This is a genomic window from Streptomyces sp. NPDC006476 (assembly GCF_040612015.1).
GTDB lineage: Bacteria > Actinomycetota > Actinomycetes > Streptomycetales > Streptomycetaceae > Streptomyces > Streptomyces griseorubiginosus_B.
The window spans coordinates 22,277-45,502 of record NZ_JBEXPK010000054.1 but is presented as its reverse complement, the minus strand read 5'-3'; the positions used below and the strand labels follow the sequence as shown (position 1 = coordinate 45,502).

The 23,226-nt window shown below is 73.6% G+C and carries 16 protein-coding genes and 1 pseudogene; 12 read left to right on the top strand and 5 right to left on the bottom strand.

Going from position 1 to position 23,226, the window contains the following annotated elements; translation table 11 throughout:
• Positions 1 to 7: 7 nt before the first annotated feature.
• Positions 8 to 721: a GntR family transcriptional regulator gene (locus tag ABZZ74_RS39395; RefSeq protein ID WP_356773470.1), complete on the bottom strand. Its 714-nt coding sequence runs from the start codon at positions 719 to 721 to the stop codon at positions 8 to 10.
• A gap of 111 nt (positions 722 to 832) precedes the next feature.
• On the opposite strand from ABZZ74_RS39395, the gene manD reads away from it, so the two are divergent.
• The 3 genes from manD (at position 833) to ABZZ74_RS39380 (ending at position 3,742) form a co-directional block, all read left to right on the top strand.
• The gene (gene manD / locus ABZZ74_RS39390; protein ID WP_356773468.1) at positions 833 to 2,041 is read left to right on the top strand and encodes a D-mannonate dehydratase ManD; all 1,209 of its coding nucleotides are present in this window, start codon (positions 833 to 835) and stop codon (positions 2,039 to 2,041) included.
• Positions 2,038 to 3,396 (top strand): mannitol dehydrogenase family protein, encoded by a 1,359-nt coding sequence (locus tag ABZZ74_RS39385; RefSeq protein WP_356773465.1) that lies wholly within the window; start codon positions 2,038 to 2,040, stop codon positions 3,394 to 3,396. Before manD ends, ABZZ74_RS39385 begins: the two co-directional genes overlap by 4 nt.
• 82 nt (positions 3,397 to 3,478) lie before the next feature.
• A complete protein-coding gene (locus ABZZ74_RS39380; protein ID WP_356773463.1) occupies positions 3,479 to 3,742 on the top strand; it encodes a hypothetical protein in 264 nt (87 codons plus the stop codon).
• A gap of 63 nt (positions 3,743 to 3,805) precedes the next feature.
• Here ABZZ74_RS39380 and ABZZ74_RS39375 read toward each other — a convergent pair whose 3' ends face one another.
• Positions 3,806 to 6,976: an amidohydrolase family protein gene (locus ABZZ74_RS39375; RefSeq protein WP_356773461.1), complete on the bottom strand. Its 3,171-nt coding sequence runs from the start codon at positions 6,974 to 6,976 to the stop codon at positions 3,806 to 3,808.
• Positions 6,977 to 7,161: 185 nt separating this feature from the next.
• Here ABZZ74_RS39375 and ABZZ74_RS39370 point away from each other — a divergent pair.
• Together ABZZ74_RS39370 and ABZZ74_RS39365 are read left to right on the top strand one after the other, a co-directional pair.
• Positions 7,162 to 7,769: pseudogene (locus tag ABZZ74_RS39370) on the top strand (nucleoside deaminase).
• Between the two features lie 95 nt (positions 7,770 to 7,864).
• Positions 7,865 to 8,686, top strand: a complete 822-nt coding sequence (locus ABZZ74_RS39365) for a DUF1684 domain-containing protein (RefSeq protein WP_356773459.1) — start codon at positions 7,865 to 7,867, stop codon at positions 8,684 to 8,686.
• 5 nt (positions 8,687 to 8,691) lie between these two features.
• Here ABZZ74_RS39365 and ABZZ74_RS39360 read toward each other — a convergent pair whose 3' ends face one another.
• Both ABZZ74_RS39360 and ABZZ74_RS39355 read right to left on the bottom strand, forming a co-directional pair.
• Complete coding sequence (locus ABZZ74_RS39360; RefSeq protein ID WP_356773457.1) at positions 8,692 to 9,897, bottom strand: cysteine desulfurase-like protein; 1,206 nt, start codon at positions 9,895 to 9,897, stop codon at positions 8,692 to 8,694.
• A 52-nt stretch (positions 9,898 to 9,949) separates the two neighbouring features.
• The gene (locus ABZZ74_RS39355) at positions 9,950 to 11,116 is read right to left on the bottom strand and encodes a cytochrome P450 (RefSeq protein ID WP_356773455.1); all 1,167 of its coding nucleotides are present in this window, start codon (positions 11,114 to 11,116) and stop codon (positions 9,950 to 9,952) included.
• A gap of 112 nt (positions 11,117 to 11,228) precedes the next feature.
• Between ABZZ74_RS39355 and ABZZ74_RS39350 the strand changes: the two genes are divergently transcribed.
• Complete coding sequence (locus ABZZ74_RS39350; RefSeq protein ID WP_356773453.1) at positions 11,229 to 12,128, top strand: amidohydrolase; 900 nt, start codon at positions 11,229 to 11,231, stop codon at positions 12,126 to 12,128.
• A gap of 99 nt (positions 12,129 to 12,227) precedes the next feature.
• Here ABZZ74_RS39350 and ABZZ74_RS39345 read toward each other — a convergent pair whose 3' ends face one another.
• A complete protein-coding gene (locus ABZZ74_RS39345) occupies positions 12,228 to 12,722 on the bottom strand; it encodes a GNAT family N-acetyltransferase (RefSeq protein ID WP_356773451.1) in 495 nt (164 codons plus the stop codon).
• Between the two features lie 26 nt (positions 12,723 to 12,748).
• Between ABZZ74_RS39345 and ABZZ74_RS39340 the strand changes: the two genes are divergently transcribed.
• From ABZZ74_RS39340 to ABZZ74_RS39315, 6 genes are all read left to right on the top strand, one after another.
• Positions 12,749 to 13,270 carry a CGNR zinc finger domain-containing protein gene (locus tag ABZZ74_RS39340; protein ID WP_356773449.1) on the top strand — a complete coding sequence of 174 codons (522 nt, stop codon included), beginning with the start codon at positions 12,749 to 12,751 and terminating at the stop codon, positions 13,268 to 13,270.
• A 224-nt stretch (positions 13,271 to 13,494) separates the two neighbouring features.
• Positions 13,495 to 14,997, top strand: a complete 1,503-nt coding sequence (locus tag ABZZ74_RS39335) for an acyl-CoA carboxylase subunit beta (RefSeq protein WP_356773484.1) — start codon at positions 13,495 to 13,497, stop codon at positions 14,995 to 14,997.
• Between the two features lie 157 nt (positions 14,998 to 15,154).
• On the top strand, positions 15,155 to 16,897 hold the full coding sequence (locus ABZZ74_RS39330) for a fatty acyl-AMP ligase (protein WP_356773447.1): 1,743 nt from the start codon (positions 15,155 to 15,157) through the stop codon (positions 16,895 to 16,897).
• Positions 16,894 to 20,826: a beta-ketoacyl synthase N-terminal-like domain-containing protein gene (locus tag ABZZ74_RS39325; protein ID WP_356773445.1), complete on the top strand. Its 3,933-nt coding sequence runs from the start codon at positions 16,894 to 16,896 to the stop codon at positions 20,824 to 20,826. The genes ABZZ74_RS39330 and ABZZ74_RS39325 overlap by 4 nt, the downstream gene beginning before the upstream one ends.
• A 9-nt stretch (positions 20,827 to 20,835) precedes the next feature.
• Positions 20,836 to 21,783 carry an alpha/beta hydrolase family protein gene (locus ABZZ74_RS39320; RefSeq protein WP_356773443.1) on the top strand — a complete coding sequence of 316 codons (948 nt, stop codon included), beginning with the start codon at positions 20,836 to 20,838 and terminating at the stop codon, positions 21,781 to 21,783.
• A gap of 119 nt (positions 21,784 to 21,902) precedes the next feature.
• Positions 21,903 to 23,162 (top strand): helix-turn-helix domain-containing protein, encoded by a 1,260-nt coding sequence (locus tag ABZZ74_RS39315; RefSeq protein ID WP_356773441.1) that lies wholly within the window; start codon positions 21,903 to 21,905, stop codon positions 23,160 to 23,162.
• The last annotated feature ends 64 nt before the right edge of the window (positions 23,163 to 23,226 follow it).

Below are 23,226 nucleotides of genomic sequence, written 5' to 3'. Positions count from 1 at the left end.
GAAGGGGTCACTCCCAGACGACGATGTTGCGGCGCACCGGGACGGTCGGGGTGCCGGTGACGAAGAGTTCGGGTGAATGCGCGCGGATGCGCTCGATGTCGTCGAAGACGGCCCGCAGATGGGCGCGCATGGCGGTGCGGGCGAGGGCGACGTCACCGCCGACGACGGCGGCGAGGATCTCGTGGTGCTGGTCGGCGAAGACGGCCGGTGACTCGTTCTCGTGCAGGCCGAGCCGCCGGGCCCGGTCGAGGTGACCCTTGGCGGCGGCGACCGTGGTCCACACGTTGCCGTGCCCGCTCAGCCGCATCAGGCCCTGGTGGAATGCCTCGTCCAGGGCGAAGAACTCCTCCAGGTCCAGGCCCGTGCCGCGCTGCCGTTCGAGGTTGTCCCGCAGCTCCTCGACGACCTCGGCGTCGAGCCGCTCGGGCAGGTCCTCCAGGGAGGCGAGTTCCACGGCCTCCCGCAGGAACTGCGCGTCGGCGACCCGCGCCGGGTCCACCCGGGACACGAACGACCCGATCTTCGGGAAGACCTGCACCAGCCCCTCCTGGGCCAGCAGGATCAGGCTCTCCCGCACCGGGGTGCGGCTGACGCCGAGGGACGCGGCGAGCTCGTTCTCCGAGAGGGCGGCGCCCGGGGCGAGGTCAAGGGTCAGGACCATCTGACGCAGCCTGAGATAGATGTCGCGCCGACTCGTCCGCCGCCCGTTCGATTGAGCCATGTGCCCATCCTACGTAGCGCTCCGGCCCCTGAAGCGCAGCCGAGAGGGCCTTGCCGGGCTGCGCGACGGATGCTTGTATACAAGTACTGTACGACAGGACGGGAGCCGCAAGTGAGTACGATCGAGCGGGCCGAGGTGCTCGTCGCGTCCCCCGGGCGCACCTTCGTCACATTGCGTATCACCACCAGCGACGGGGTGACCGGACTCGGCGACGCCACCCTCAACGGACGCGAGCTGGCCGTCGCGAGCTATCTGAGCGACCACGCGGTCCCGCTGCTGATCGGCCGGGACCCGGCCCGCATCGAGGACATGTGGCAGTACCTCTACAAGGGCGCCTACTGGCGGCGCGGCCCGGTGACCATGACCGCGATCTCCGCCGTGGACACCGCGCTGTGGGACATCAAGGGCAAGGTGGCCGGGCTGCCCGTCTACCAGCTGCTCGGCGGCCGCTCCCGCGACGGCGTCCTCGTCTACTCCCACGCCAGCGGCACCGACGTGCCCTCCCTGCTGGACGACGTCCAGCGCTATCTGGAGCTGGGCTACCGGGCCGTCCGCGCACAGGCCGCCGTGCCCGGCGTCGGGGGGACGTACGGCGTGCGCAAGGGCGCGGTGTACGAGCCCGCCGCCACCGACCTGCCCGAGGAGCAGCCCTGGGACACCGAGGCCTACCTCGGTTTCGCGCCCTCCTATCTGGAGGCCGTGCGCGAACGGTTCGGCTTCGGCTTCCACCTCCTGCACGACGTGCACCACCGGCTGACCCCGATCGAGGCGGCACGCTTCGGCAGGAGTGTCGAGGCGTGCCGGCTGTTCTGGATGGAGGACCCGACCCCGGCCGAGAACCAGGAGTCCTTCCGCCTCATCCGCGAGCACACCACCACACCGATCGCGGTGGGCGAGGTGATGAACTCGATCTGGGACGTCCAGCACCTGATCACCCAGCAGCTCATCGACTACGTCCGCACGACCGTCGTGCACGCGGGCGGCATCACGCACCTGCGCCGCATCTTCGACCTCGCGGCACTCCACCAGGTGCGCACCGGCTCCCACGGGGCGACCGACCTCTCCCCGGTCAGCATGGCCGCCGCCGTCCATCTGGACCTCGCCGTACCGAACTTCGGCATCCAGGAGTACATGGGTCACCCCGCCGAGACCGCCGAGGTGTTCCACACGGGCGTGACCTTCGCCGACGGCATGCTGCACCCCTCCGAGGAGCCGGGTCTGGGCGTCGAGTACGACGACAAGGCCGCCGAACGCTTCCCCTACCAGCGGCGCTATCTCCCGGTCGCACGCCGCCTCGACGGCTCGGTGCACGACTGGTGAGCGCGCCACTGAACCGTACGACGGTCTCCCGCCTCCCCGCCGGGCTGCGCCCCTCGGTCGACCCGGCCCACCTGCGCACCCGCCTCGTCCACTTCGGCCTCGGCGCCTTCCATCGCGCACACCAGGCCGTCTACACCGAGCACGCCGGCGAACCGTGGGGCATCACCGCCGTGGCACCCCACTCGACGGACGTGGTAGCCGCCCTGCGGGATCAGGACTGTCTGTACTCCCTCACCGAACGGCGGCCGGAGGGCAACCGCACGCGGATCGTCGGCTCGATCGTCGGCGCGCTGGCCATGGGCCCGGACGCCAAGGCCGTCGACGCCCTGCTCACCGACCCCGAGGTGACGGTCGTGACGCTGACGGTGACCGAGAAGGGATATCACCGGTCGCCGCTGGCCGGCGGGCTGGACACGGACGCCGTCGCCGTCGCCGCCGACCTCGCGGCGGACCCCGCGGGGCCGCTCACCACGGTGGTGGGACGGCTGGCCACCGGACTGGCGGCCCGGATGCGGGCAGGCGCCCCACCGATCAGTGTCGTGTCCTGCGACAACATGGCGGACAACGGGGCCGCGTCGGCGCGGGTCGTGCACGACTTCGTACGGGCGTCGAGCTGGCCCGACCGCGCGGCGGTCCTGGACCGGATGGCCGAGGCCGTCGCCTTCCCGGCGACGGTCGTGGACCGGATCGTGCCCGCGACCGGGGAGGCCGACCTGGCGGCGGCCCGGGAAGCGCTCGGGATGCCCGACGCCCTGGCCGTCACCGCCGAGCCGTACCGGCAGTGGGTCCTGGAGGACTCCTTCGCCGCGCCGCGGCCACCCTGGGAGCGGGACGGGGCCCTGTTCGTTCCCGACGTGACGCCGTATCAACTCACCAAACTACGCATGCTGAACGGCTCCCACTCCGCTCTCGCCCACCTGGGTGCCGCCGCCGGGCTGACCACCGTCGCCGAGACCATGGCGACCGACTGGGGCGAGCGTCTGGTGCGGGCCCTGTGCGCCGAGGTCGCCCCGACGCTCCCCGCCGGCGGTCCGAATCCGCTCGCCTACGCCGACGATCTCGTCCTGCGGTTCCGCAACCCCGCCATGCGGCACCTGCTGCGGCAGATCGCCACCGACGGCCCGCTGAAGGTCAGGGAGCGCTGGCTGCCCGCACTGCGCGAGCTGCGCGCCCGCGGTGCCCGGACCCCGGTCCTCGAACTCGCCCTCGCAGCTTGGGCGTTGAGTGCCTCTCCGGAACCGGTACCGGCCCTGTTGCGGGCCGCCGGAGCCGCGGACCTGGCGGACGACGACACCCTCACCACCGCGATCACCGACCGGCTCCCCGCCCTGCGTGCCGGCCACGTCGAGCTCTGATCCCCCCGCTCCACCCCAGTCCCCAAAACGGAGTTCAACCGGACGGTCACCGGCCGCCCGGATCCGTCCGCTCCCGGACGGCGTGGACACCCAACAGGGGGCGCCAGCCGAGCTGTTGGCCGTCGCGCTGCACGCCGCCGACCTGGCGCCCTCCTCCCTCGCGGTCGCCCGGGCCATGGGCGCCGAGGGGTCCGGCGCCCCGGCCGCGCTCGGACCCGTGCTGCGGGCCACGGCTCGCTGCGGCACCCTCGTCCAGGTCGGCAACCTGCCGGGTACGGCCGCGCCCGCCGCCCTCGGTGACCTGGTCACCCGGGAGATCACTGCGTGCGGGACGGCCTGGACCTGACGCCGTTGATCACCCACCTGCTTTCCGTGCTCCCCGCTCGGGCGGCGCACTGAGGCTTGCGGCTCAGTGGGCGTCGCAGCAGGCGTCCCTGCGCATCAGCCTCCCCATCGCGAGCCAGTCCTCCTCGGCTTCGACCGTGCTCCGGGCGGCCGGCTCGAATGCGGCGGTCAACTCCTCGGTGGTGTAGGGCACTCCGCCCCTCAGTACCGCGACGGTATGCACGAGGGTGTCGAAGTCCGTGAACGGATCGCCGTCGACGACGGTCAGGTCCGCCAGCCTGCCCTCCTCCACGGTGCCGAGGTCCCGGTCGAGGCCGAAGAGACGGGCGGGCAGGACGGTCGCCGTGCGCAGGGCCTGGGCCGGGGAGAGGCCGCCGCGGTGCAGGGCGCGCAGGCCGAGGTGGAGGGAGAGGCCGACGGGGACGAGCGGCTGGTCCGTGCCGAGCGCGACGAGTCCGCCGGCGGCCAGGATCCGCCGGTAGACGTCGGTCTCCGTGCGCAGGGTGGCGAGTTGGGCCGCGGTGGGCGCGACACCGGCCGACTGCTTGACGGTCGCCGAGTCCCACGGCGGCATCACCACCGTGACCCGGGGATCCTCGGCGAGGGCGGGGTCCGCGCCGAGCAGGGGGACGGCGGTGAACGGGGTGGCGATCATCGAGAAACGCACCCCGCGCGCGGTGTAGATCTCCACGACGTCCTGGTAGGCGCGGCCCGTCGCGGTGACGGCGTGCCCGAACTCGGCGCGCTGGGTGGCCTGCAGATGGGTCGTCAGGTCCTGGCCGACCTCGACGCCGGGCGAGAGCAGATGACTTCCCGCGCGGACACCGAGCCGCTCGTGGGCGAAACGGGCCGCTTCCGCCATCACCCAGGCCGGCGCCCGCACATACGTCTTCACGAAGTCCCAGTCCAGCGCCTCGCCCCGCTCCAGGGAGCGCAGCAGTCCGTCCCTGGTCCGGTGGGCGCGGCCCATGCTGTAGGCGACGCGCGCCCCGTCGAGGAGTTCGCCGGTGGTCAGCAGCCGGGGCCCGGCGAGCTGTCCGGTGGCCACCGCCTCGCGCAGCCGGGCCTGTTCGTAGGCGAAGCCGCCCAGCGAGACGGCCGTGGTGATGCCGTAGGTGAGCTGGCCGACGGTCTGGCGGCCGCCGTAGGTGCTCTGCCAGGGGTGGGTGTGGGTGTCCCACAGACCGGGGATCACGGTCCGGCCGGAGGCGTCGACCCGGTGGAGCGCGGCCCGGCGGCCCGATCGGTGCGCCTCGACCGCCGTGACCCGTCCGCCGCTCACCACGATGTCCACGTCCTCGCGGGTCGTCTCGCCGGTGCCGTCCCACAGACGTCCGGCACGCACCACGACGTCGGCGGGTGTGGGTCTGGGCGCGTCGAGGGGGACGCGGACGGTGCGGGCGGGGCCGCCGTCGACACCGATGAGGCGAAGGCGTCCGGCGGAGAGGTAGAGCAGGGTGGTGGAATCGGCGGACCAGGAGGGGTGGTCGGCCGGTTCGGTGGTGAGGGTGCGGAGTTCGCCGTTCGGGGTGCCGTCGGGGTCGACCGGCAGCAGACACAGCGCGGACTCCACGATCACCGCCATCCAGCGCCCGTCGGGCGACCAGACCGGTCCGGAGTCGTAGCGGTCGGAGACGGAGGTGTGGGGCGCCACCGCGTGCAAACGGTCCGCACCGTCAGTGGCGTCGACGATCCGGAGGAGGTTGTAGCCCTCCCGGAAACGCGAGTTGAGCCGGTTGCGGTCGCACAGGGCGAGGTGGCGGCCGTCCGGCGACCAGCTGGGGCGGCCGGGCAGTCCGCCGGCGCCCAGCGGCGCGGCCAGGACGCGTTCCTCGCCGGAGGCCAGGTCGCGGACGAGGAGCCGGCCGGTCATGTCGAGGCAGGCGAGCCGCTGCCCGTCGGGTGACAGCGCCGGATGCACCCGGCCCCCTGTCGCGAGGGCGGCCTCCTCGCCGGTGGCCAGATCGTGCCGGTAGACGCCGAGCAGCCCGTCGCGGTCGTCGGCATACACGAGCGACTGCCCGTCCGGCGCCCACGAAGGGGCCAGCAGATAGCGGGTGGAGGAGGCCGTGTGCAGTCGCCGCGGCGGACGCCCGCCCGAACTCGCCGCCAGCCAGAGCGAGTTGAGCGCGGCGAAGGCGATCTGCCGGCCGTCGGGCGAGAGCGCCGGCAGATGAATGCCGCGCACGGGACGGGCCCGCCCCTCCCCCAGGTCGTACTCCTTGGTCCGGTACCGCGGCCGCCGCACCGGCAGGGTGCCCTCGAAGGGCAGGGTCTCCGGGTGCGCCGGGCTGTCCGGTCGTACGAGCGTGAAGGTGCCGTCGAGGGTGAGGAGCAGCTCGCCCCGGGGCGTCCAGCGCGGGGGCACCGGCGCGAGGTCGCCGGTGAGCGCGACCGGGTGGCCGTCGACGACGAGGGTGCAGGAGGCGTTCGGGGCGGCGGTCGTGCGCAGGTGGGCGAGGCGGCCGTCCCGGGCCACGGCGGGGGTCATGACCTGGGCGGCCTCGGACTCGGTGTACCGGACGGCGACCGCTCCCTGACCGTCGGCCCGGACGGCGGCGATGGTCCGGGCCTCCACGGTGAGACCCAGGGTGGTGGTGACGGTCTTCGCGCGGACGAACAGGATGTGGGTGCCGTCCGGTGTCCAGGTGGGGTCGAAGTCCTCCCACGCTCCGTCCTGGAGGGGGCCGTCCTGGCCGGTCAGGCCGGTGACGCGGGTGATGCGGCCGGTGCGCAGGTCGAGGACGTGGATGCGGTACGGGCTGCCGGCGACCGGGTCGCCGCCGCGTTCGGAGGAGAAGGCGAGCAGGGTGCCGTCGGGCGACCAGGCCGGGCCGCGGTCGTCCCAGGGCCCTTCGGTGCGGCGCCGCAGGTCGGAGCCGTCGGGGCGGACGGTCCAGAGGTGGAATCCGCCATCCCGGTAGGCGCAGAAGGCGATGAGCTCGCCGTCCGGCGCGTGGGTGGGCCGGTTGGGCTCCAGGTCGGCCGGGGTCAGGGGGTGGGCCGTACCGCCGGTTGGGGGCAGGGACCACAGGGTGCCCTGCACTTCGGCGACCAACTGGTCGCCGGCGAGTGTCGCCGAGCCGTTGGTGGCCCGGGTGAAGGTCAGGGAGGGGGCGCCGGTGCGCTGTCGTGCCACCGCCGCGGGGGCCACGCCCACGAGGGGCACGGCGCCTGCGGCGGCGAGGAGTTGACGGCGGGTCGGACGGAAGGTGGGGCTCCAGTCACGGTCCATGACAGAGCACCCTGGCGTAACCGCCGCCTCGGACGCAACAAACGGTACGAGGTCGCCCGCGGAGGGTGACGGTGATCGCGCCACTGATCCACGGCCGAGTGCCTCGAACGGTCGGAGGTGGGGACCCGGCACCCTGTGTCCCGTCGGCACGGCGGTACCGACCGCCCCGGACAGAGAGTCACAGCATGATCGACATCGCCGGCGAATTCCGCCTCTCGCTGCCGGCCTGGATCGAGGACGAGCTGGCGGACGTGCCCGCCGCCGTCCCGGGCGTGAGGACTGCATGCGGCTCGTGCACCGGCTGGCCGACCGCAACTGGCGTGAGGGCGACGGCGGCCCGTTCGCGGCGCTCATGGCCGAGGAGGACACCGGCCGGATCGTGTCGGTCGGAGTGAACGTCGTCCTCGCCTCCGACATCTCCAGCGCCCAGGCCGAGGTCCTCGCGCTAGCGCTGGCCCAGACCGCGATCGGCGGCTGGGATCTCGGCGCCGAGGGCCTCCCGGCCCATGAGCTGGTCGTCAACTGGCGTCCCTGCGTGCAGTGTTACGGGGCGGCACTGTGGTCCGGGGTGCGCGGGCTGGTGGTGGCCGGCGCCGGAGAGGAACTGGAGCAGCTCACCACCTTCGACGAGGGCCCCCTGCCCGACGACTGGGCCGAGCAGTTCGAGGCGCGCGGCATCAAGGTCACGGGAGATGTGCTCCGCGAGGAGGCGATCGCGGTGTTCCGCGGCTACCGCGAGGCCATCGACGCCGGTGAGATCACGGTCTACAACGCTCGCGGGGGATCCGACTGACGCCCATTTCATACGATTGCAACATCAGCCAGGATGACCTGCCTCACCGTGACGGTTGCACCCGGCACGAGCCCGTGCAGCGAGAGGGAACCATCATGACCGTCCAAGACGTCGACCGCGTGAGCTACGTCCAGGAGTGGGAGGAGTGGCACCGGCGGAAGGAGGCCGTGCTCTCCGCCCCGCACGGCTTCCTCGCGATCACCAGCCTCCGCTGGCTGACCGAGGAGCCCACCCGCTTCGAGGACGCGCCGGGCGCCTGGGCCGCCACGGGCGACGGCGTGGTCGTCGAACTCGACGAGGGCGAGGAGGTGACGGTGGACGGGCAGGTCGTGCACGGGCGTCACGAGTTCGGCGTACTCGCCGAGCGCGCGAGCGTCTACGTCGGCTGGGGCGACGCGGTGATCGAGGTCGCCAAGCGCGGCGGCCACGACATCCTGCGGCCCCGCCACCCCGAGAACGCGCTGCGTACGGCCTTCACCTTCACTCCCGCCTACGAGCCCGACCCGCGCTGGGCCCTCACCGGCCGCTTCCTGCCCTTCGACGCGCCGCGCCCGGTGACCGTGGGCGCCGCCGTCGAGGGCCTTGAGCACGTGTACGACTCCCCCGGACAGGTCGAGTTCGAGCTGGACGGCACCGCGTACCGGCTCACCGCCTTCAACGGCGGAGAGCCCGGCGCGCTGATGGTGCTGTTCACCGACGAGACCTCCGGCGTGACCACGTACGCGGCGAACCGCGCCCTGCAGATCGCCGCTCCCGACGCCGAGGGCGGGGTGACGGTCGACTTCAACCGCGCCGCCAACCTGCCCTGCGCCTATACGGACCTGGCCACCTGCCCGCTGCCACCGGCCGAGAACCGTCTGCCGGTCGCGGTCGAGGCCGGCGAGAAGATCCCGTTGGAGCGTGGCGGGCAGCCCTGACGGGACTACCGCGCGAGAAAGTCGGACACCCCGGTCAGCAGCCGGTCGACGTCCTCCGCGCTGTTGTACGGCGCCAGCCCGACGCGCAGGCCGCCGGTGTCGCCGAGGCCCAGGCGGCGGGAGGCCTCGATGGCGTAGAAGGAGCCCGAGGGGGCGTGGACGCCGCGCTCGGCGAGGAAGGCGTAGGCGTCCACCGTGCTGTGCCGTTCGAAGGTCAGCAGCACGGTGGGGGTGCGGTCGGCGGCCCTGGAGTGCACCACGACGCCGTCGAGGGCGGCGAGGCCCTTGTCGATCTGGGTGCGCAGGACGTGTTCGTGCGCCTCCAGGGCGGTGTAGGCGGCGGCCAGGCGTTCGCGTCGGCCCCCATCGGCAGCGGTGTCGAGGTCGGCGAGGAAGTCGACCGCCGCCCGGGTGCCGGCGAGGAACTCGTAGGGCAGGGTGCCCAGTTCGAAGCGCTCGGGGACCGCGTCGGTGGACGGCAGCAGCTTGTCCGGCCGCAGGGTCTCGAGCAACTCCGGCCGGGCGGCGAGGACTCCGTGGTGCGGGCCGAGGAACTTGTAGGGCGAGCAGACGTAGAAGTCGGCGCCGAGCGACTCCAGGTCCACCAGGGAGTGGGCGGTGTGGTGGACGCCGTCGACGTAGGCCAACGCACCGGCCTCGTGCGCCAGTCGGGCGATCTCGGGGATCGCGGGGCGGGTGCCGATCAGGTTGGAGGCGGCGGTGACGGCGACCAGCCGGGTGCGCCCGGACAGCACGGCCCGGACGTCGTCGACGGTCAGCTCACCGGTGGCCGGGTCGAAGTCGGCCCAGCGCACGGTGGCGCCGGCCTGGGCCGCGGCCTGCACCCAGGGGCGGATGTTGGCGTCGTGGTCGAGCCGGGTGACGACGACCTCGTCGCCGGGCGCCCAGGTCTTGGCGAGGGTCCGGGAGAAGTCGTACGTCAGCTGTGTGGCGCTGCGGCCGAAGACGATGCCGGACGGATGCGCACCCAGCAGGTCGGCCAGGGCCCGGCGGGCCTCGGTGACTATGGCCTCGGCGTTGCGCTCGCCGGGCGCGGTGTGGCCGCGGTTGGACAGGGGGTTCGCGAGCGCGTCGGCGATCGCCCGGATGACCGGCTCGGGAGTCTGGGTGCCGCCGGGTCCGTCGAAGTGGGCGACGCCGGCGGCCAGGGCCGGGAACTGGGAGCGGAGGGCGGTGATGTCGAACGTCACGGGGAGCTCCTGTCGGTTCCGGGTGGGTGCGTGCCGCGGTCGCCTCAGCGTGTCACGACCACAGCACGTGCAGGGTGGGCGGCTTGCGGAAGACCAGGCCGTGCGGGCTCGCGGGGCGGTCCGGGTCGAGGCGGAGGGCGGGGAGGCGTTCCAGCAGGCGCTGGAGGGCGATGCGGGTCTCCAGGCGGGCGAGGTGGGCGGCGAGGCAGTGGTGGGGTCCGTGGGCAAAGGCCAGTTGCAGGCGGGCCTCGGGGCGGCGGACGTCGAAGCGGTCGGGGTCGGGGAAGACGGCCGGGTCGCGGTTGGCCCCGGCCAGGGAGACGGTGACCAGGTCGCCGCGGCGGATGGTGGCCGGGCCGAGGACGGTGTCGCGGGTGGCGTAGCGGTCCACGACGGCCGCGCCGGGCTCCAGGCGCAGCGACTCCTCTATCGCGCCGTCCAGCAGGTCGAAGTCGTCCTTCACCAGGGCGAGTTGACCGGGGTCGCCGAGCAGGTGGAGCAGCGCGTTGGTGATCATCGCCTCGGTGGTCTCGATGCCGCCGAACATCAGCACGGCCGCGTTGGAGGCCACCTCGGGCACCGTCAGCCGTCCGGCGGCGGCAGCGAGCAGCGAGGACGTGTCCGGGTCGGCGACGGTGGCCTCGACGGCGCCCCGCAGCTGCGCGTAGGCCTGGGCGCCGGAGGTGCCCGGGTCCAGTCCGGCGGTGATGTCCGAGACCGCCCTCACGATGGCGTCGTACCAGGTCAGGACTGTTTCCGTGGTCGTACCGGCCAGTCCGAGGGCCTGGGTCACGACGGCCACCGCGAGAGGGCCGGCGAAAGCGCGTCGCAGTTCGCCGGCGCCCGTGGGGGCGAGGGAGGTGATCAGCCGGTCGGTCTCCTCCTCGATGAAGGCGGCGAAGCCGTCGCGCACCGCCCGGGGGCGGAAGGGAGCGGCGAAGGGGTCGCGGTGGCGGGTGTGGTCGGCGCCGTCCAGGGAGAGCATGCTGGGGCCGACGACCTGGGCGGTGGAGAAGCGGGGGTCGTCGACGGTGAAGGTCGTGCCGTCCCGCATGACGCTCAGGGCGAGGTCGCGGCGGGTCACCAGCCAGCCGTCGAGTTCGGGCAGCCAGGACACCGGCTCGTGCGCCCGCAGCAGCGCGAGGCGCGGATGCGGATCGTTGGCGAGTTCGGCGAGCGTGGTGGAGGCGCCGAGGGGGAAGGTATCGACGGCGCTCATCGCGCGTTCCGGCCGGGCGGTGGGAAACCGATCACGGCTCAGCCTAACAACGGGGCCGAGCGGTCCCAGCGGCCAGGTCAGGAGGACACTGGGCCTTGGCGGGAGGAGCGTCATGACCACTGTGGACGTGCACCAGCATCTGTGGACCCCGTCGCTGGTGGCGGCCCTGCGCGCGCGTCGCGAGCCGCCGTACCTGGACGGCTGGACACTCCATCTGGAGGGCGAGCCGCCCTTCGCGGTCCGGCCGGGCGACCACGACATCGCCCGGCGTGCGGAGCTGGCCGCCGCCGACGGCCTCGGCCGGGCGCTGGTCTCCCTGTCCACGCCGATCGGTGTGGAGTGGCTGCCGGCGGCCGCGGCACGGCCCCTGCTCGACGCCTACCACGAGGGCGCGGCCGCGCTGCCCGAGCCGTTCGGCGCGTGGGCCGCGGCCTGCGTACGGGACGTCGACGCGGCCGCCACAGCCAAGGACCTCGACCAGGGCTTCGTCGGCCTCCAGCTCCCGGCCGACGCCCTCGCCGACGCGGCCGGCTACGCGCGCTGTGCCCCGCTGCTCGACCTGCTTCAGGAGCGTGACCTGCCCCTCTTCGTGCACCCCGGCCCCGCACCCGGCGGATCCGCCGGCCCCGGCTGGTGGCCGGCCATGGTCCCCTATGTCCAGCAGATGCATGCCGCCTGGTTCGCCTTCCGTGCCTTCGGCCGCCCCCGCCACCCTCGCCTCCGTGTCTGCTTCGCCCTGCTCGCGGGCCTCGCCCCGCTCCACGGCGAGCGCTTCGCCGCCCGCGGCGACGGAGAGAACGGGGTCGACCCGAAGGTGTTCGTCGAGACGTCCTCCTACGGCCCCCGCGCGGTCGAGTCGATCGTCCGCGCCCTGGGCGTGGACGCGGTCGCCCAGGGCTCGGACCGCCCCTACGCCGAGCCCCCGCACCACCCCGGCTTCGGCCTGGGCGGAGCCGCCGCGTACGCCTTCAGGGTCGACAACCCCCGACGCCTGCTCAAGGGAGGCGACTGACGGGGCTCAGCACGTCGCCGCACCTTGGACCACCCGGCCGCACGCCCCTGACATCCGCCGCCTCGGCGGAGACGGTCAGGACGCGCCGATGAGCTGGGCTCATGGGCGCCAGTACAGGGCCGGGTCGGGGTGGTCGGTGAAGCCCAGCTCTCGGTACAGGGGTTCGCCTTCCCGGGAGGCGTACAGGTCGACCCGGGACGCTTCGCGGTCGCGGAACCAGTCCTGCAGGGCGCGCATGATCGCTCGGCTGTGACCGCGGCGACGGTGGGACGGGTCGGTGATCACGCCGATGACGTGGCCGATGCGGCCGTTGGTCAGGTGCGGTCCGGGCAGTCGTTGTTCGATCGCGCCGATGCCGCAGGCCGCGAGCCCGCCGTCGTCGCCGTCCACCACGAGGACGCGCACGGTGTCGTCGGTCAGCTGTTCCTTGAGGACCACGGCCAGGGCGTCCAGCCAACCGCCGTCCGCAGAGGCCGGGTTGAAGAAGTCTCCGCCGAGGTCCTCGAAGAGCAGGGCGCGCAGGCGCAGCAGCTCCACGAGGTCGTACTCCACGGCCTGCCGTACGGCCGATGCGTTGTCGGGGCGTTGTCCCATGACGACCAGACTGCTGTAATGGTCTTATGCATCTCAACCCTTACGGCGAGGATGCCGTGCAGCTCGCCGCGGATCTCGCCAACCGGCGCCCCGCCAACGCCGGGGAGCTCGCGGACCGCTGCCGGGCCGCCGGGCTGGTGCTGGAGCGCCCGGTCACCCCGCCCGACCTGGCCCGCGCGGAGGAGGCGCTGGACGCCTGGGAGAAGGTCGTCGACGCCGAGGACGAGGGCGAGCGCGCCGAACTGCTCAACGCCATGCTGGCGACGGCCGCCGCGTATCCGCGGCTGACCAACCACGCCGGGAGCGGCTGGCACGTGCACTACCGCGACCCCGAACTGCCCCTCGGATCACTGCTGTTGTCCCTGATCTCCGTCGGCACCGCCCTGCATCTGGCGGGCCGCGGCATGCACCGGCTGCGCCGCTGCGCCGTGGCCGAGTGCGCCACGATCTTCGCCGACACCTCCCGCACCGGCCGGCAGCGCTACTGCTCGCAGCGCTGCGCCAACCGCGACGCGGTACGCCGGCATCGGGCCCGTACGACCGCCTGACGCCGACGCGTTGTCACCTCAGGACGAACCTTTCCTCCGCCGGGACTCAACTCCCGCAAACAGAACAGGGATCGTCCAATCCCGCACCCACTTCGCTGCCATATTCGAAAGCAACTTCGGAGGTGGCTGTGACGCGAGAGGCGACGACATCCCGAGCGAGCAGGACGGCACCGGCGGCGGCGACCGCGCCGACGGCACCCACGGCGGACCGCACCGCCCTGCGCATCGCGGACCTGGAGGACCGCCGGGCCCAGGCGGTGATCACCGGTGTGCCGAGAAGACGGGGCGCGCTCGGCGCGCGGGAGCGGATCGGGCGGCTGCTCGACGAGGGCTCCTTCACCGAGACCGGCCTCTTCGTCCGGGCCCGGCCCACCGGCGACGGCGCGCAGCGCCCCTACGGAGACGGGGTCGTCACCGGGTGCGGCACGGTCGACGGACGGACCGTCTGCGTGTTCGCCCAGGACTCCACGGTCTTCGGCGGCAGCATGGGCGAGGCCTTCGGCGAGAAGGTGGTGGCCCTGATGGACCTCGCGCTGAAGACCGGCTGTCCGGTCGTCGGCCTCAACGACTCCGGCGGCGCCCGTATCCAGGAGGGCGTCGCCTCGCTCGCGCTCTACGCCGAGCTGGTGCGTCGCAACGTGCAGGCCTCCGGCGTGATCCCGCAGATCTCGGTCATCCTCGGCCCGTGCGCGGGCGGCGCCGCCTACTCGCCCGCCATCACCGACTTCACCGTGATGGTGGACGGTGCCTCGCACATGTTCGTCACCGGCCCGGACGTGATCGAGACGGTCACCGGCGAGCGCACCACCGCCGAGGAGCTGGGCGGCGCGCGGGCCAGCAACACCGTCAACGGCAACGCCCACTTCCTCGCCGCCGACGAGGAGGACGCCCTCGACACCGTGCGCGACCTGCTGTCGTACCTGCCCGCCAACAACCTCGAGCGGCCCCCGGAGTACGCGCCCGGCGCCGTCGCCGACGGCGGCCCTCTCGACGAGGTGGTCCCGGACCGCACCGGCCAGGCCTACGACATGCGCGAGATCCTGCAGGCGGTCGTCGACGACGGTGAACTCCTGTACGTCCAGGAGCTATTCGCGCCCAACATCGTCTGCGCCCTGGGCCGGGTCGAGGGCGCCACCGTCGGGATCGTCGCCAACCAGCCGCTGCACTCCGCCGGTGTCCTGGACATCGACGCCTCCGAGAAGGCGGCGCGTTTCGTACGGTTCTGCGACGCGTTCGGCATCCCCCTGCTGACCTTCGCCGACGTCCCCGGCTATCTCTCCGGCGTCGGCCAGGAGCGGGCCGGCATCATCCGGCGGGGCGCCAAACTCCTGTACGCCTACGCCGAGGCGACCGTCCCGAAGGTCACCGTGGTCGTGCGCAAGGCGTACGGCGGCGGCTACGCCGTGATGGGCTCCAAGCACCTCGGCGCCGACGTCAACCTCGCCTGGCCCACGGCCCGTATCGCCGTCATGGGCGCGGAGGGCGCCGTCGGCGTGCTGCACCGGCGCGAACTGGCCGCCGCCGCCGACCCCGAGGCCCTGCGCGCCTGTCTCGTCGCCGCGTACGAGTCCACCCATGGGACCCCCTACGCGGCCGCCGAACGCGGCTACGTCGACGCGGTGATCGCCCCGCACGAGACCCGCGCCCACATCTGCCGCGCCCTGCGCACCCTGCGCGGCAAGCGCGCCCCGATGCCCCAGCGCCGGCACGGCAACATCCCGCTCTGACGGCACTGACCGCACTAGCCGCACTGGGGCTCTGACCGCACTGGCCACGCTGGGGCTCTGACCGCTCTGAATCGGCCGCGTGCCCGCGAGAACTCTCCGCGTCCTTCGCACCACCCCGCTCCGCCCCCCACTACCGCGATGTGAGGAGCCACGCCCGATGGACAGCCGCCGCCCCCCGCTCGCGCCCGCGTACCGGACTCTGCCCGAGTACGTGCGGCACTGGGCCGAAACCATCCCCGACCGCAGGGCGTTCACCTTCGTCGAGCACCCCGCCCCCGGGTCGCGCGGCGTGCACCGCACCCTGACCTGGCGCCGCCTGGAAGCCCGCGTCCAGGCCCTCGCCGCCCGGCTCGCCCAGGAGGCCGGCCCCGGTGAACGGGTCGCGCTGCTGTGCCCGCAGGGCACGGACTATGTCACCGGGTTCCTCGCCACGCTCACCGCCGGGCTGGTCGCCGTACCGCTGTATCCGCCGGGCCTTCCCGGGCACGGCGACCGGCTCGTGGCGGTCCTGGCCGACGCCCGGCCCGCGGCCGTGCTGACCACGAGCCGGGTCCTCGCGGAGGTGACGGACTTCTGCGAGCGCGCGGAGGTGCCGGTCATCGCGGCCGACCAGGTCCCCGACGCCGCCGCCCAGGGCTGGCGGGCACCGGAGCCGGACCCGGAGGCGACCGCGTACCTGCAGTACACCTCCGGCTCCACCCGCACCCCGGCCGGAGTGGAGATCACCCACGCCAACGTCGTCGCCAACGCCCAGCAGGCCCTGAGCGCCTACGGCGCCGACACGCACCCGGTGACCTGCGTGGGCTGGCTGCCGCTCTACCACGACATGGGCCTGGTGCTGAGCGTCGCGGCCCCCGTCGCTCGGGGCCTGCTCTCCGTCCTGATGGACCCGGCCGCCTTCCTGCACGAACCGGCGCGCTGGCTCAGGCTGTTGACCGCTCATCCGCGCGCGGTGAGCGCCGCGCCCAACTTCGCCTACGACTACTGCGCCTCCGCCGTCACCGACGCGCAGAAGGCGGACCTGCGGCTGGACGGCATCACCGCGCTGATCAACGGCAGCGAACCGGTACGCCCCGGCACCGCCGACCGCTTCCACGCGGCCTTCGCCGCCCAAGGGCTGGACGCCGACGTCCACTGTCCGTCGTACGGGCTGGCCGAGGCGACCGTCTTCGTCAGCGCCGCCCGGCCCGGCGAGCCGCTCGCCCGGTTCGCCCTCGACCGGGACGCGCTGGCCACCGGCAAGGCGCTGCCCGCCCGGCCGGACGACCCCAGAGCCATGCTGCTGGCAGGCTGCGGCACCCCGGTGGGGCAGCGGGTGCGGATCGTCGACCCGGTCTCGCGTGCCGTGCTGTCCGATGGGGAGGTCGGCGAGATATGGGTACGGGGCCCGAACGTGGGGCGCGGTTACTGGAACAACGAGCCGCAGACCCGGCGCGTCTTCGGTGCCGCCCTCGCCGGGGACACACCGGGCGCCTGGCTGCGCACCGGCGACCTGGGGACCGTGCTGGACGGCCAGTTGATCGTCACCGGGCGGCTGAAGGACCTGATCGTCGTCGACGGCCGCAACCACTACCCGCAGGACGTGGAGGCCACCGTCCAGGACACGCATCCGGCGGTGCGGCGCGATCGGCTCGCCGCCTTCGGGGTGCCCGGCGGGGCGGGTGAGCGGGTGGTCGTCGTCGCCGAGCACGCACGGACCACGAGCCTCGCCGACATCGACCTGCCGGGCCTGGTGCGGGCCGTGCGTTCGGCGGTCTCCTCACGGCACGGGCTGCGGCTGGCGGACGTCGTGCTGGTCGCGCCGGGCACGGTGCCCCGGACGTCCAGCGGAAAGGTGTCGCGGGCGCTGACCCGGACCCGGTATCTGGAAGGCGCCTACGCGGCCGGGACCGCGCAGTGAGCGCCGCCGACGAGGGCGCGCTGCGCCGCCTGATCGCGGAACGCGTGGCCGCCTGGACCGGCAGCGCCGTCGCCGACGCCCCGATGGACCGGCCGCTGGCCGACCTCGGCATGGCCTCGCGGGATGCCGTGGTGCTGGCCGGGGACCTGTCCCGGCTGGTGGGCCGTGAACTACAGCCGACCCTGCTGTGGGAGGCGCCGACCGGGGACGCTCTGGTGGCCCACCTGTGCCGAACCGCCCCACAGGAGACGCCGGTCGTGGCCCCCTCCCCGGCGCTGGACGAACCGGTCGCGGTCATCGGGGTCGGCTGCCGGCTGCCCGGCGGAGTGCGCGGCCCGGCCGACTACTGGCGGCTGCTGTGCGACGGCGTGGACGCCATAGGCCGCGTCCCCGAGGACCGCTGGCGGGACTTCACGGTCTTCCCGCCCGCGGACGCGCCCGCGTACGGCGGCTACCTCGACGACATCGCCGGGTTCGACGCCGACTTCTTCCGGATCACACCGCGCGAGGCCGCGGTGATGGACCCGCAGCAGCGGATCCTGCTGGAGGTCGTCCACGAGACCCTCGACCACGCCGCCGTCCCGGCGTCCTCCCTGGCCGGCACGGCCACGGGCGTCTTCGTCGGCGTCTCGGTCCCCGAGTACGGCAGGCTCACGGCCGCCGACCCGGCCGCCGTAGATCCCTGGGCCCCGGCGGGCGCGGCCCTGAGCGTGACGGCGGGACGACTGGCGTACGTCCTGGACACCCGCGGTCCCACCATGGCGGTGGACACGGCCTGTTCGTCCTCCCTGGTCGCCCTGCACCACGCCTGTGTCAGCCTGCGCACCGGTGAGTGCGACACGGCGATCGCCGCCGGGGTCAACGTCCTGCTGTCACCTGTCGTCGGCGTCGCGTTCGAGCGGGCGGGCGCGCTGGCGCAGGACGGCCGCTGCAAGCCGTTCTCCCCGTCGGCCGACGGCATCGGGCGGGGCGAGGGCTGCGCTGCCGTCCTCCTGAAGCGGCTGTCCGACGCCGAACGGGACGGCGACCGGGTCCTGGCCGTCGTACGGGCCACGGCCGTGAACTCCGACGGCCGCTCCAACGGGCTGCTGGCGCCCAACCCGGCTGCCCAGCAAGCCCTGTTGGCGACGGCCTACGGGCGAGCCGACCTGGTCCCGGCCCGGATCGACTACGTGGAGGCGCACGGCACCGGCACTCCGCTCGGCGACCCGATCGAGGCGGGGGCGCTGGGCGCCGTGCTGGGCGCGGACCGGGATCCCGACCAGCCGTTGCTGCTCGGTTCGGTCAAGGGCAACCTCGGTCATCTGGAGTCCGCGGCGGGCATCGCGGGAGTGGTGAAGACGGTCCTCGCCCTGTACCACGACAGCATCCCGCCCTCGCTGCACTGCTCCGACGGCAGCGCACTCACGGACCCCCGGCTGCGGGTGGTGACCGAGCCCGAGCCGTGGCCGCGCTACGGCGGCACCGCGACGGCAGGGGTCTCCGGTTTCGGCTTCGGGGGCACCAACGCCCACGCGGTGCTGGAGGAGTGGCCGGTCGACTCCCTCCCGACCCAGGAGTCCGCCGCCCAGCTGTACCTGCTGTCCGACGTCGACACCGAGCGGGTCCGCGACACGGCGGGCCGACTCGCCGCGTGGCTCCGTTCGCCGGAGGGCGGCAGAGCGCGCCCGGCCGATGTGGCGCGCACCCTGGCGGGACGGGCCGGGCGCGGTCCTGTGCGGGCCGCCGTCGCCGCACATGGGCGGGACGAACTGGCGGACGCACTGGACGCGTTGGCTCAAGGGCAGGGGCATGAGCGGCTGATCACCGGTGACCGCGACCGCGTCGGGCGGGGTCCCGTGTGGGTGTTCTCCGGGTACGGCAGTCAGTGGGCCGGCATGGGGCGCCGGCTGCTGAGCGAGGAACCGGCCTTCGCGGCGGCCGTCGAGAAGCTCGACGGGCAGTCGGCCGGCGAGTTCGGGTTCTCCCTCCGCGACCAGTTGATCTCCGGGGACGGTCTCGACCGCCTGGAGGTCTCCCAACCGGCCCTGTTCGGGATTCAGTTGGCTCTCGCCGAACTGTGGCGTTACCAGGGGGTGGAACCGGTCGCGGTCATCGGCCACTCCATGGGCGAGGTGGCCGCCGCCGTCTGCGCCGGCGCGCTGGACGTGTCGGACGCGGCCCGGGTGATCGCCGTACGGGCGCGGCTGCTGAGCAGGCTGCAGGGCGGCGCGATGGCCGTCGTCGACCTGGACGACGACGAGCTCGCCCTGCTGGAACGGGACTTCCCGGGAGTACAGGTCGCCGTCCACTCCTCGCCCCGGCAGAAGGTGGTCACCGGTGAGGAGCCCGCCGTCGCCCGGCTGGTGCGGCAACTGGAGAAGCAGGGGCGGGCCGTCCGGTCCATGCGGGTGGTCGGCGCCGGGCACTCACCGCAGGTCGACCCACTGCTGCCGGACCTGTCCGACGCCCTGTCCGACGTCCGCGGCCGGCCTCCCCGCATCCCCGTGTACTCCACCGTCCTCGACGACCCGCGCGGCGGCTGCGCCTTCGACGCGGCACACTGGGCCGCCAACCTGCGTCGGCCCGTGCGTCTGGACCGGGCGCTCGCGGCCGCCGCGGCCGACGGCCACGGCATGTTCGTCGAGGTCTCACCGCACCCGGTGCTGGCGCGGTCCGTCACGGACAATGTGCCGGACGCCCTCGCCATCGGCACCCTGCGGCGGGACGCGGACGGATCCGCCGCGTTTCTCGGGGAGTTGGGCGCGCTGTACGCCGCAGGCCTACCCCTGCCCCCGCCGCCCGGCGCGGTCGTCGACCTGCCCGCGCCGCGCTGGCGGCACGCACGGTACTGGTGGACGGACGGCCGGACACCCGCCACGGCGCCGGCGAGCGACCGATGGGCAGAGCCCACTGCGCCCCCGGGGGACGCGTCGTCCTCCGTCGCCGCGCGACTGGGCCGGCACATCGCCGCGGTCACCGGCCATCCGGCAGCCCGCATCACCCCGGCCACGGCTCTCGCCGACCTCGGCCTGGACTCCCTGATGGCCGTCCGCATCCGCACCGCCCTGGAGCGGGAGTTCCGGGTCGAACTCCCCCTGCGCGACCTCCTGGGTGCCGTCACGGTCGCGGACGTGGCCGACCGCGTCCGGCAGTCCGTGCCGGGCGGGTCCCCCCTGTTCCTGTTCCCCGCGGCCGGCGCCCCCACCGGCGTCTACCGGGCACTATCCGAACAGCTCGGGGACGCCCGCCCGGTGCACGCGCTGGAGCGGATCGAGGACGCCCGTACCGTCCGGGAGAAGGCCCGCCGTTACGCCGAGACGATCACCTCCGATCACCCCAGCGGCCCCTGTGTGCTGGCCGGTTGGTCCTTCGGCGGGTTCCTGGCCCAGGAGACGGCACGCCAACTCACCGCCGACGGACGGGAGGTGGAGCTCGTCGCGCTCATCGACTCCGTACGGCCGTTCCCCCGCCCCGGCGTCACCCCGGCCGACCGGATCCGCGCCCACCTCACCGGATTCGCCCGGCACGTCGCCGACACCTACGGGGTTCGACTCCCCTTGCCGTACGACGAGTTGGTGGCGATGGAGGACGACAGCGAGCGCATCGACACGGTGCTGCGGGCGCTGCGGGAGGCCGCCGACGTGCCGGCGGCCGCGCTGGAGCACCAGCGCGCCTCCTATCTGGACCTGAGGGTCGGCGAGGCCCACCGCCCCGGTCCTTACGACGGGCCGGTGGTGCTGTACCGGGCCACCGAGCCCGCCCCGCACACCGTGCGCGACCCCGCCTACGAACGGGACGACGCCGCCCTCGGCTGGGACGCGGTGTGCCCGGACCTGACGGTGGTCGAGGTCCCGGGAAACCATCTGTCGCTGCTCGACCCGCCGCACGTCGACGAGATCGCCGCACATCTGCGGCAGGTCCTCGCGAGACCCGCCCAACCGGACTGAGGAGCCGCCATGCCGCACCACCCCGCCGGAATGTCCCGCCGTGCCGTCACCCGGGCAGCGGCCGTCACGGGACTGGCCGCCCTGTTCGGCGTCACGGCCGCCACCGGACGCGCCCGGGCCGCGACCCAGGTGGGGCCGCGCACCTTCGACGTGTCCGTGTCCTCCGCCGCGCTCGGCCGCAGCGCGCCGGTCCGGCTCATCCTGCCGTCGGACTTCGCCACGCAGACCGCCCGGACCTACCCCGTCCTGTACCTCCTGCACGGCGCCCACGACGACTACACGTCCTGGACGCGGGAGACGGACATCGTGGCGTTCACCGAGGGCCGTGAGCTGATCGTGGCCATGCCGGACGCGGGCCCCACCGGCATCCCGAGCGTCTGGCGCAGCGGTCCGGACTACGAGACCTTCCAGGTGCAGGAGGTTCCGGCCATGCTGGCCCGCGACTACCGGGCGTCCGGCGTGCGGGCCGTCGCGGGGGTCTCCACCGGGGGTTACGGGGCGATGGCGCACGCGGCCCGGCATCCCGGCGCGTTCAGGGCGGCCGCCTCCTACAGCGGCATCCTGGACACCACGGCGATCGGTGTGCCGCCCCTGGTGGACGCGATCGTGGCCCGCGAGAACCTGACGCCGGGCTCGCTGTGGGGCAGTCCGATCCTCGACGCGCCGGTCTGGCGCGACTTCAATCCGCGCACCCGCGCCACCGGGCTGCGCGGCACACCGCTGTACGTGTCGCAGGGCAGCGGTGTCGCGGGCGGGGGCGTGGGTGACTGGCTGCCCGAGGTACTGGAGAGCCTGCTGTGGCCCTCGGCGCACCTTTTCACCAGCGCCCTCGCCCTGCTGGGCATCCCGGTCACCACGCACTACTACGCGGGAGGAGGCCACAGCTGGGCCTACTGGAAAGCGGAGTTCGCGGCCTCGTGGCCGATGCTCGCCGGTGCGCTGGGACTTCCGGAGTGATGTCGGCGCAGCCGGGGCACGGAACGGAGCGCAGGGGACGCCCGTCCAACGGGCGCCCCTCTCGTCCCACGGGCAACGGCCCGTGGGTGAGCCGTCTCCGGGTGAAAGGAGTGTCCGTCGTGGCCGTCCCCACACCCCGCGGCGTTCCCACCGACCCCGCCACCACCCAGGTTCCGCCCGAACTGGCCGAGTTGCTGCGCGCCCAGCTGGAGCGCGTCGCCGACAAGGTGGAGGAGGAGGTCCGCAGACAGGTCCCCGAGTACGCGCGTCCCGCGGACGGCACCTACCGGGAGAACCTCCGGGCCGGTGTCGTGCAGGCCCTGACCCTTTTCGTCGACCACATCGCCGACCCGCGCGGACAAGGAGCGGCGATCGCGGCGACGTACTACGAACTCGGCCGCGGGGAGGCGCTGGAGGGCCGCAGCCTGGACGCGCTGCAGTCCGCGTTACGGGTCGGCGGCCTGCACGCCTGGCGGCTGATGGGACGTACGGCGGAGGAACTCGGGCTGGACTCGACGGTGGTGGCCGCGCTGGGCGAGCTGGCGTTCCGTACCGTGCACGAGGTCGCCGAGGCGGCCGCCGCGGGGTACTCCGAGGCGCAGTTGCGCAGCACGCACGAGCTGGAGCGGCGGCGCAGGCGGCTGCTCGACCTGCTGCTGGGCGAGGGGCCGGTGGCCCTGGAGGCCGTGCAGGACCTGGCGCACGGGGCCCGCTGGCGGGTGCCCACGCGGGTCGCGGTGGTGGCGCTCGCGGCAACGACGGAGCCGTACCCGGCGGATCAGCCGCCGGCAATGCCGGGGGCGTTGGTGGACATGGAGGCCCGGCCACCACGGGTGCTCGTGCCCGACCCGGAGGGCTCCGGCCGTTTCGGCGGCCGGTCCTTCGTCCTGGGCCTGCGCGGACGCCCGGCGGCGGTCGGGCCGACGGTCGCGGTGACCGAGGCCGCGCAGTCGCTGCGCTGGGCGACACGGGCGCTGGGGCTGATGGGCCGCGGGGTGCTGCCCCGGCAGGGCGTGGTGCGCTGCGCCGACCATCTCTCGACGCTGCTGCTGCACGCCGACGAGCCGCTGCTCGCCCAGCTGGAGACGCAGGCCCTGGCACCGCTGGAGGCCGCGTCCGAGGGGCAGCGCCCGCGTCTCGCCGAGACCTTGCTGGCCTGGCTCCTCAGCGGCAGCAACGTCCCGGATGTGGCCGCCCGTCTCCACGTCCATCCTCAGACGGTCCGCTACCGTCTGCGCCAGTTGGAAAAGCTCTTCGGGGACGCCCTGCACGACCCCGACACCCGCCTGAATCTGATCCTCGCCCTGCGTTCGGCGGCCACCAGTTCCCGGCTTTCCGCGGTGGACTCACCTCAGAACAAAAACAGCGCGCATTCCTGAATTACCGTCCATAACACCTCGTCAGAGAACGCGAATACCTTCGGGATCGTCCTTTTCCCCAGGC

Bases quoted from the DNA above. Each gene is read 5' to 3' on its own strand.
- ABZZ74_RS39395 (WP_356773470.1), bottom strand. From the start codon at position 721: ATGGCTCAATCGAACGGGCGGCGGACGAGTCGGCGCGACATCTATCTC.
- ABZZ74_RS39375 (WP_356773461.1), bottom strand. From the start codon at position 6,976: ATGGACCGTGACTGGAGCCCCACCTTCCGTCCGACCCGCCGTCAACTC.
- ABZZ74_RS39365 (WP_356773459.1), top strand. From the start codon at position 7,865: ATGACCGTCCAAGACGTCGACCGCGTGAGCTACGTCCAGGAGTGGGAG.
- ABZZ74_RS39355 (WP_356773455.1), bottom strand. From the start codon at position 11,116: ATGAGCGCCGTCGATACCTTCCCCCTCGGCGCCTCCACCACGCTCGCC.
- ABZZ74_RS39350 (WP_356773453.1), top strand. From the start codon at position 11,229: ATGACCACTGTGGACGTGCACCAGCATCTGTGGACCCCGTCGCTGGTG.
- ABZZ74_RS39345 (WP_356773451.1), bottom strand. From the start codon at position 12,722: ATGGGACAACGCCCCGACAACGCATCGGCCGTACGGCAGGCCGTGGAG.
- ABZZ74_RS39340 (WP_356773449.1), top strand. From the start codon at position 12,749: ATGCATCTCAACCCTTACGGCGAGGATGCCGTGCAGCTCGCCGCGGAT.
- ABZZ74_RS39330 (WP_356773447.1), top strand. From the start codon at position 15,155: ATGGACAGCCGCCGCCCCCCGCTCGCGCCCGCGTACCGGACTCTGCCC.
- ABZZ74_RS39320 (WP_356773443.1), top strand. From the start codon at position 20,836: ATGCCGCACCACCCCGCCGGAATGTCCCGCCGTGCCGTCACCCGGGCA.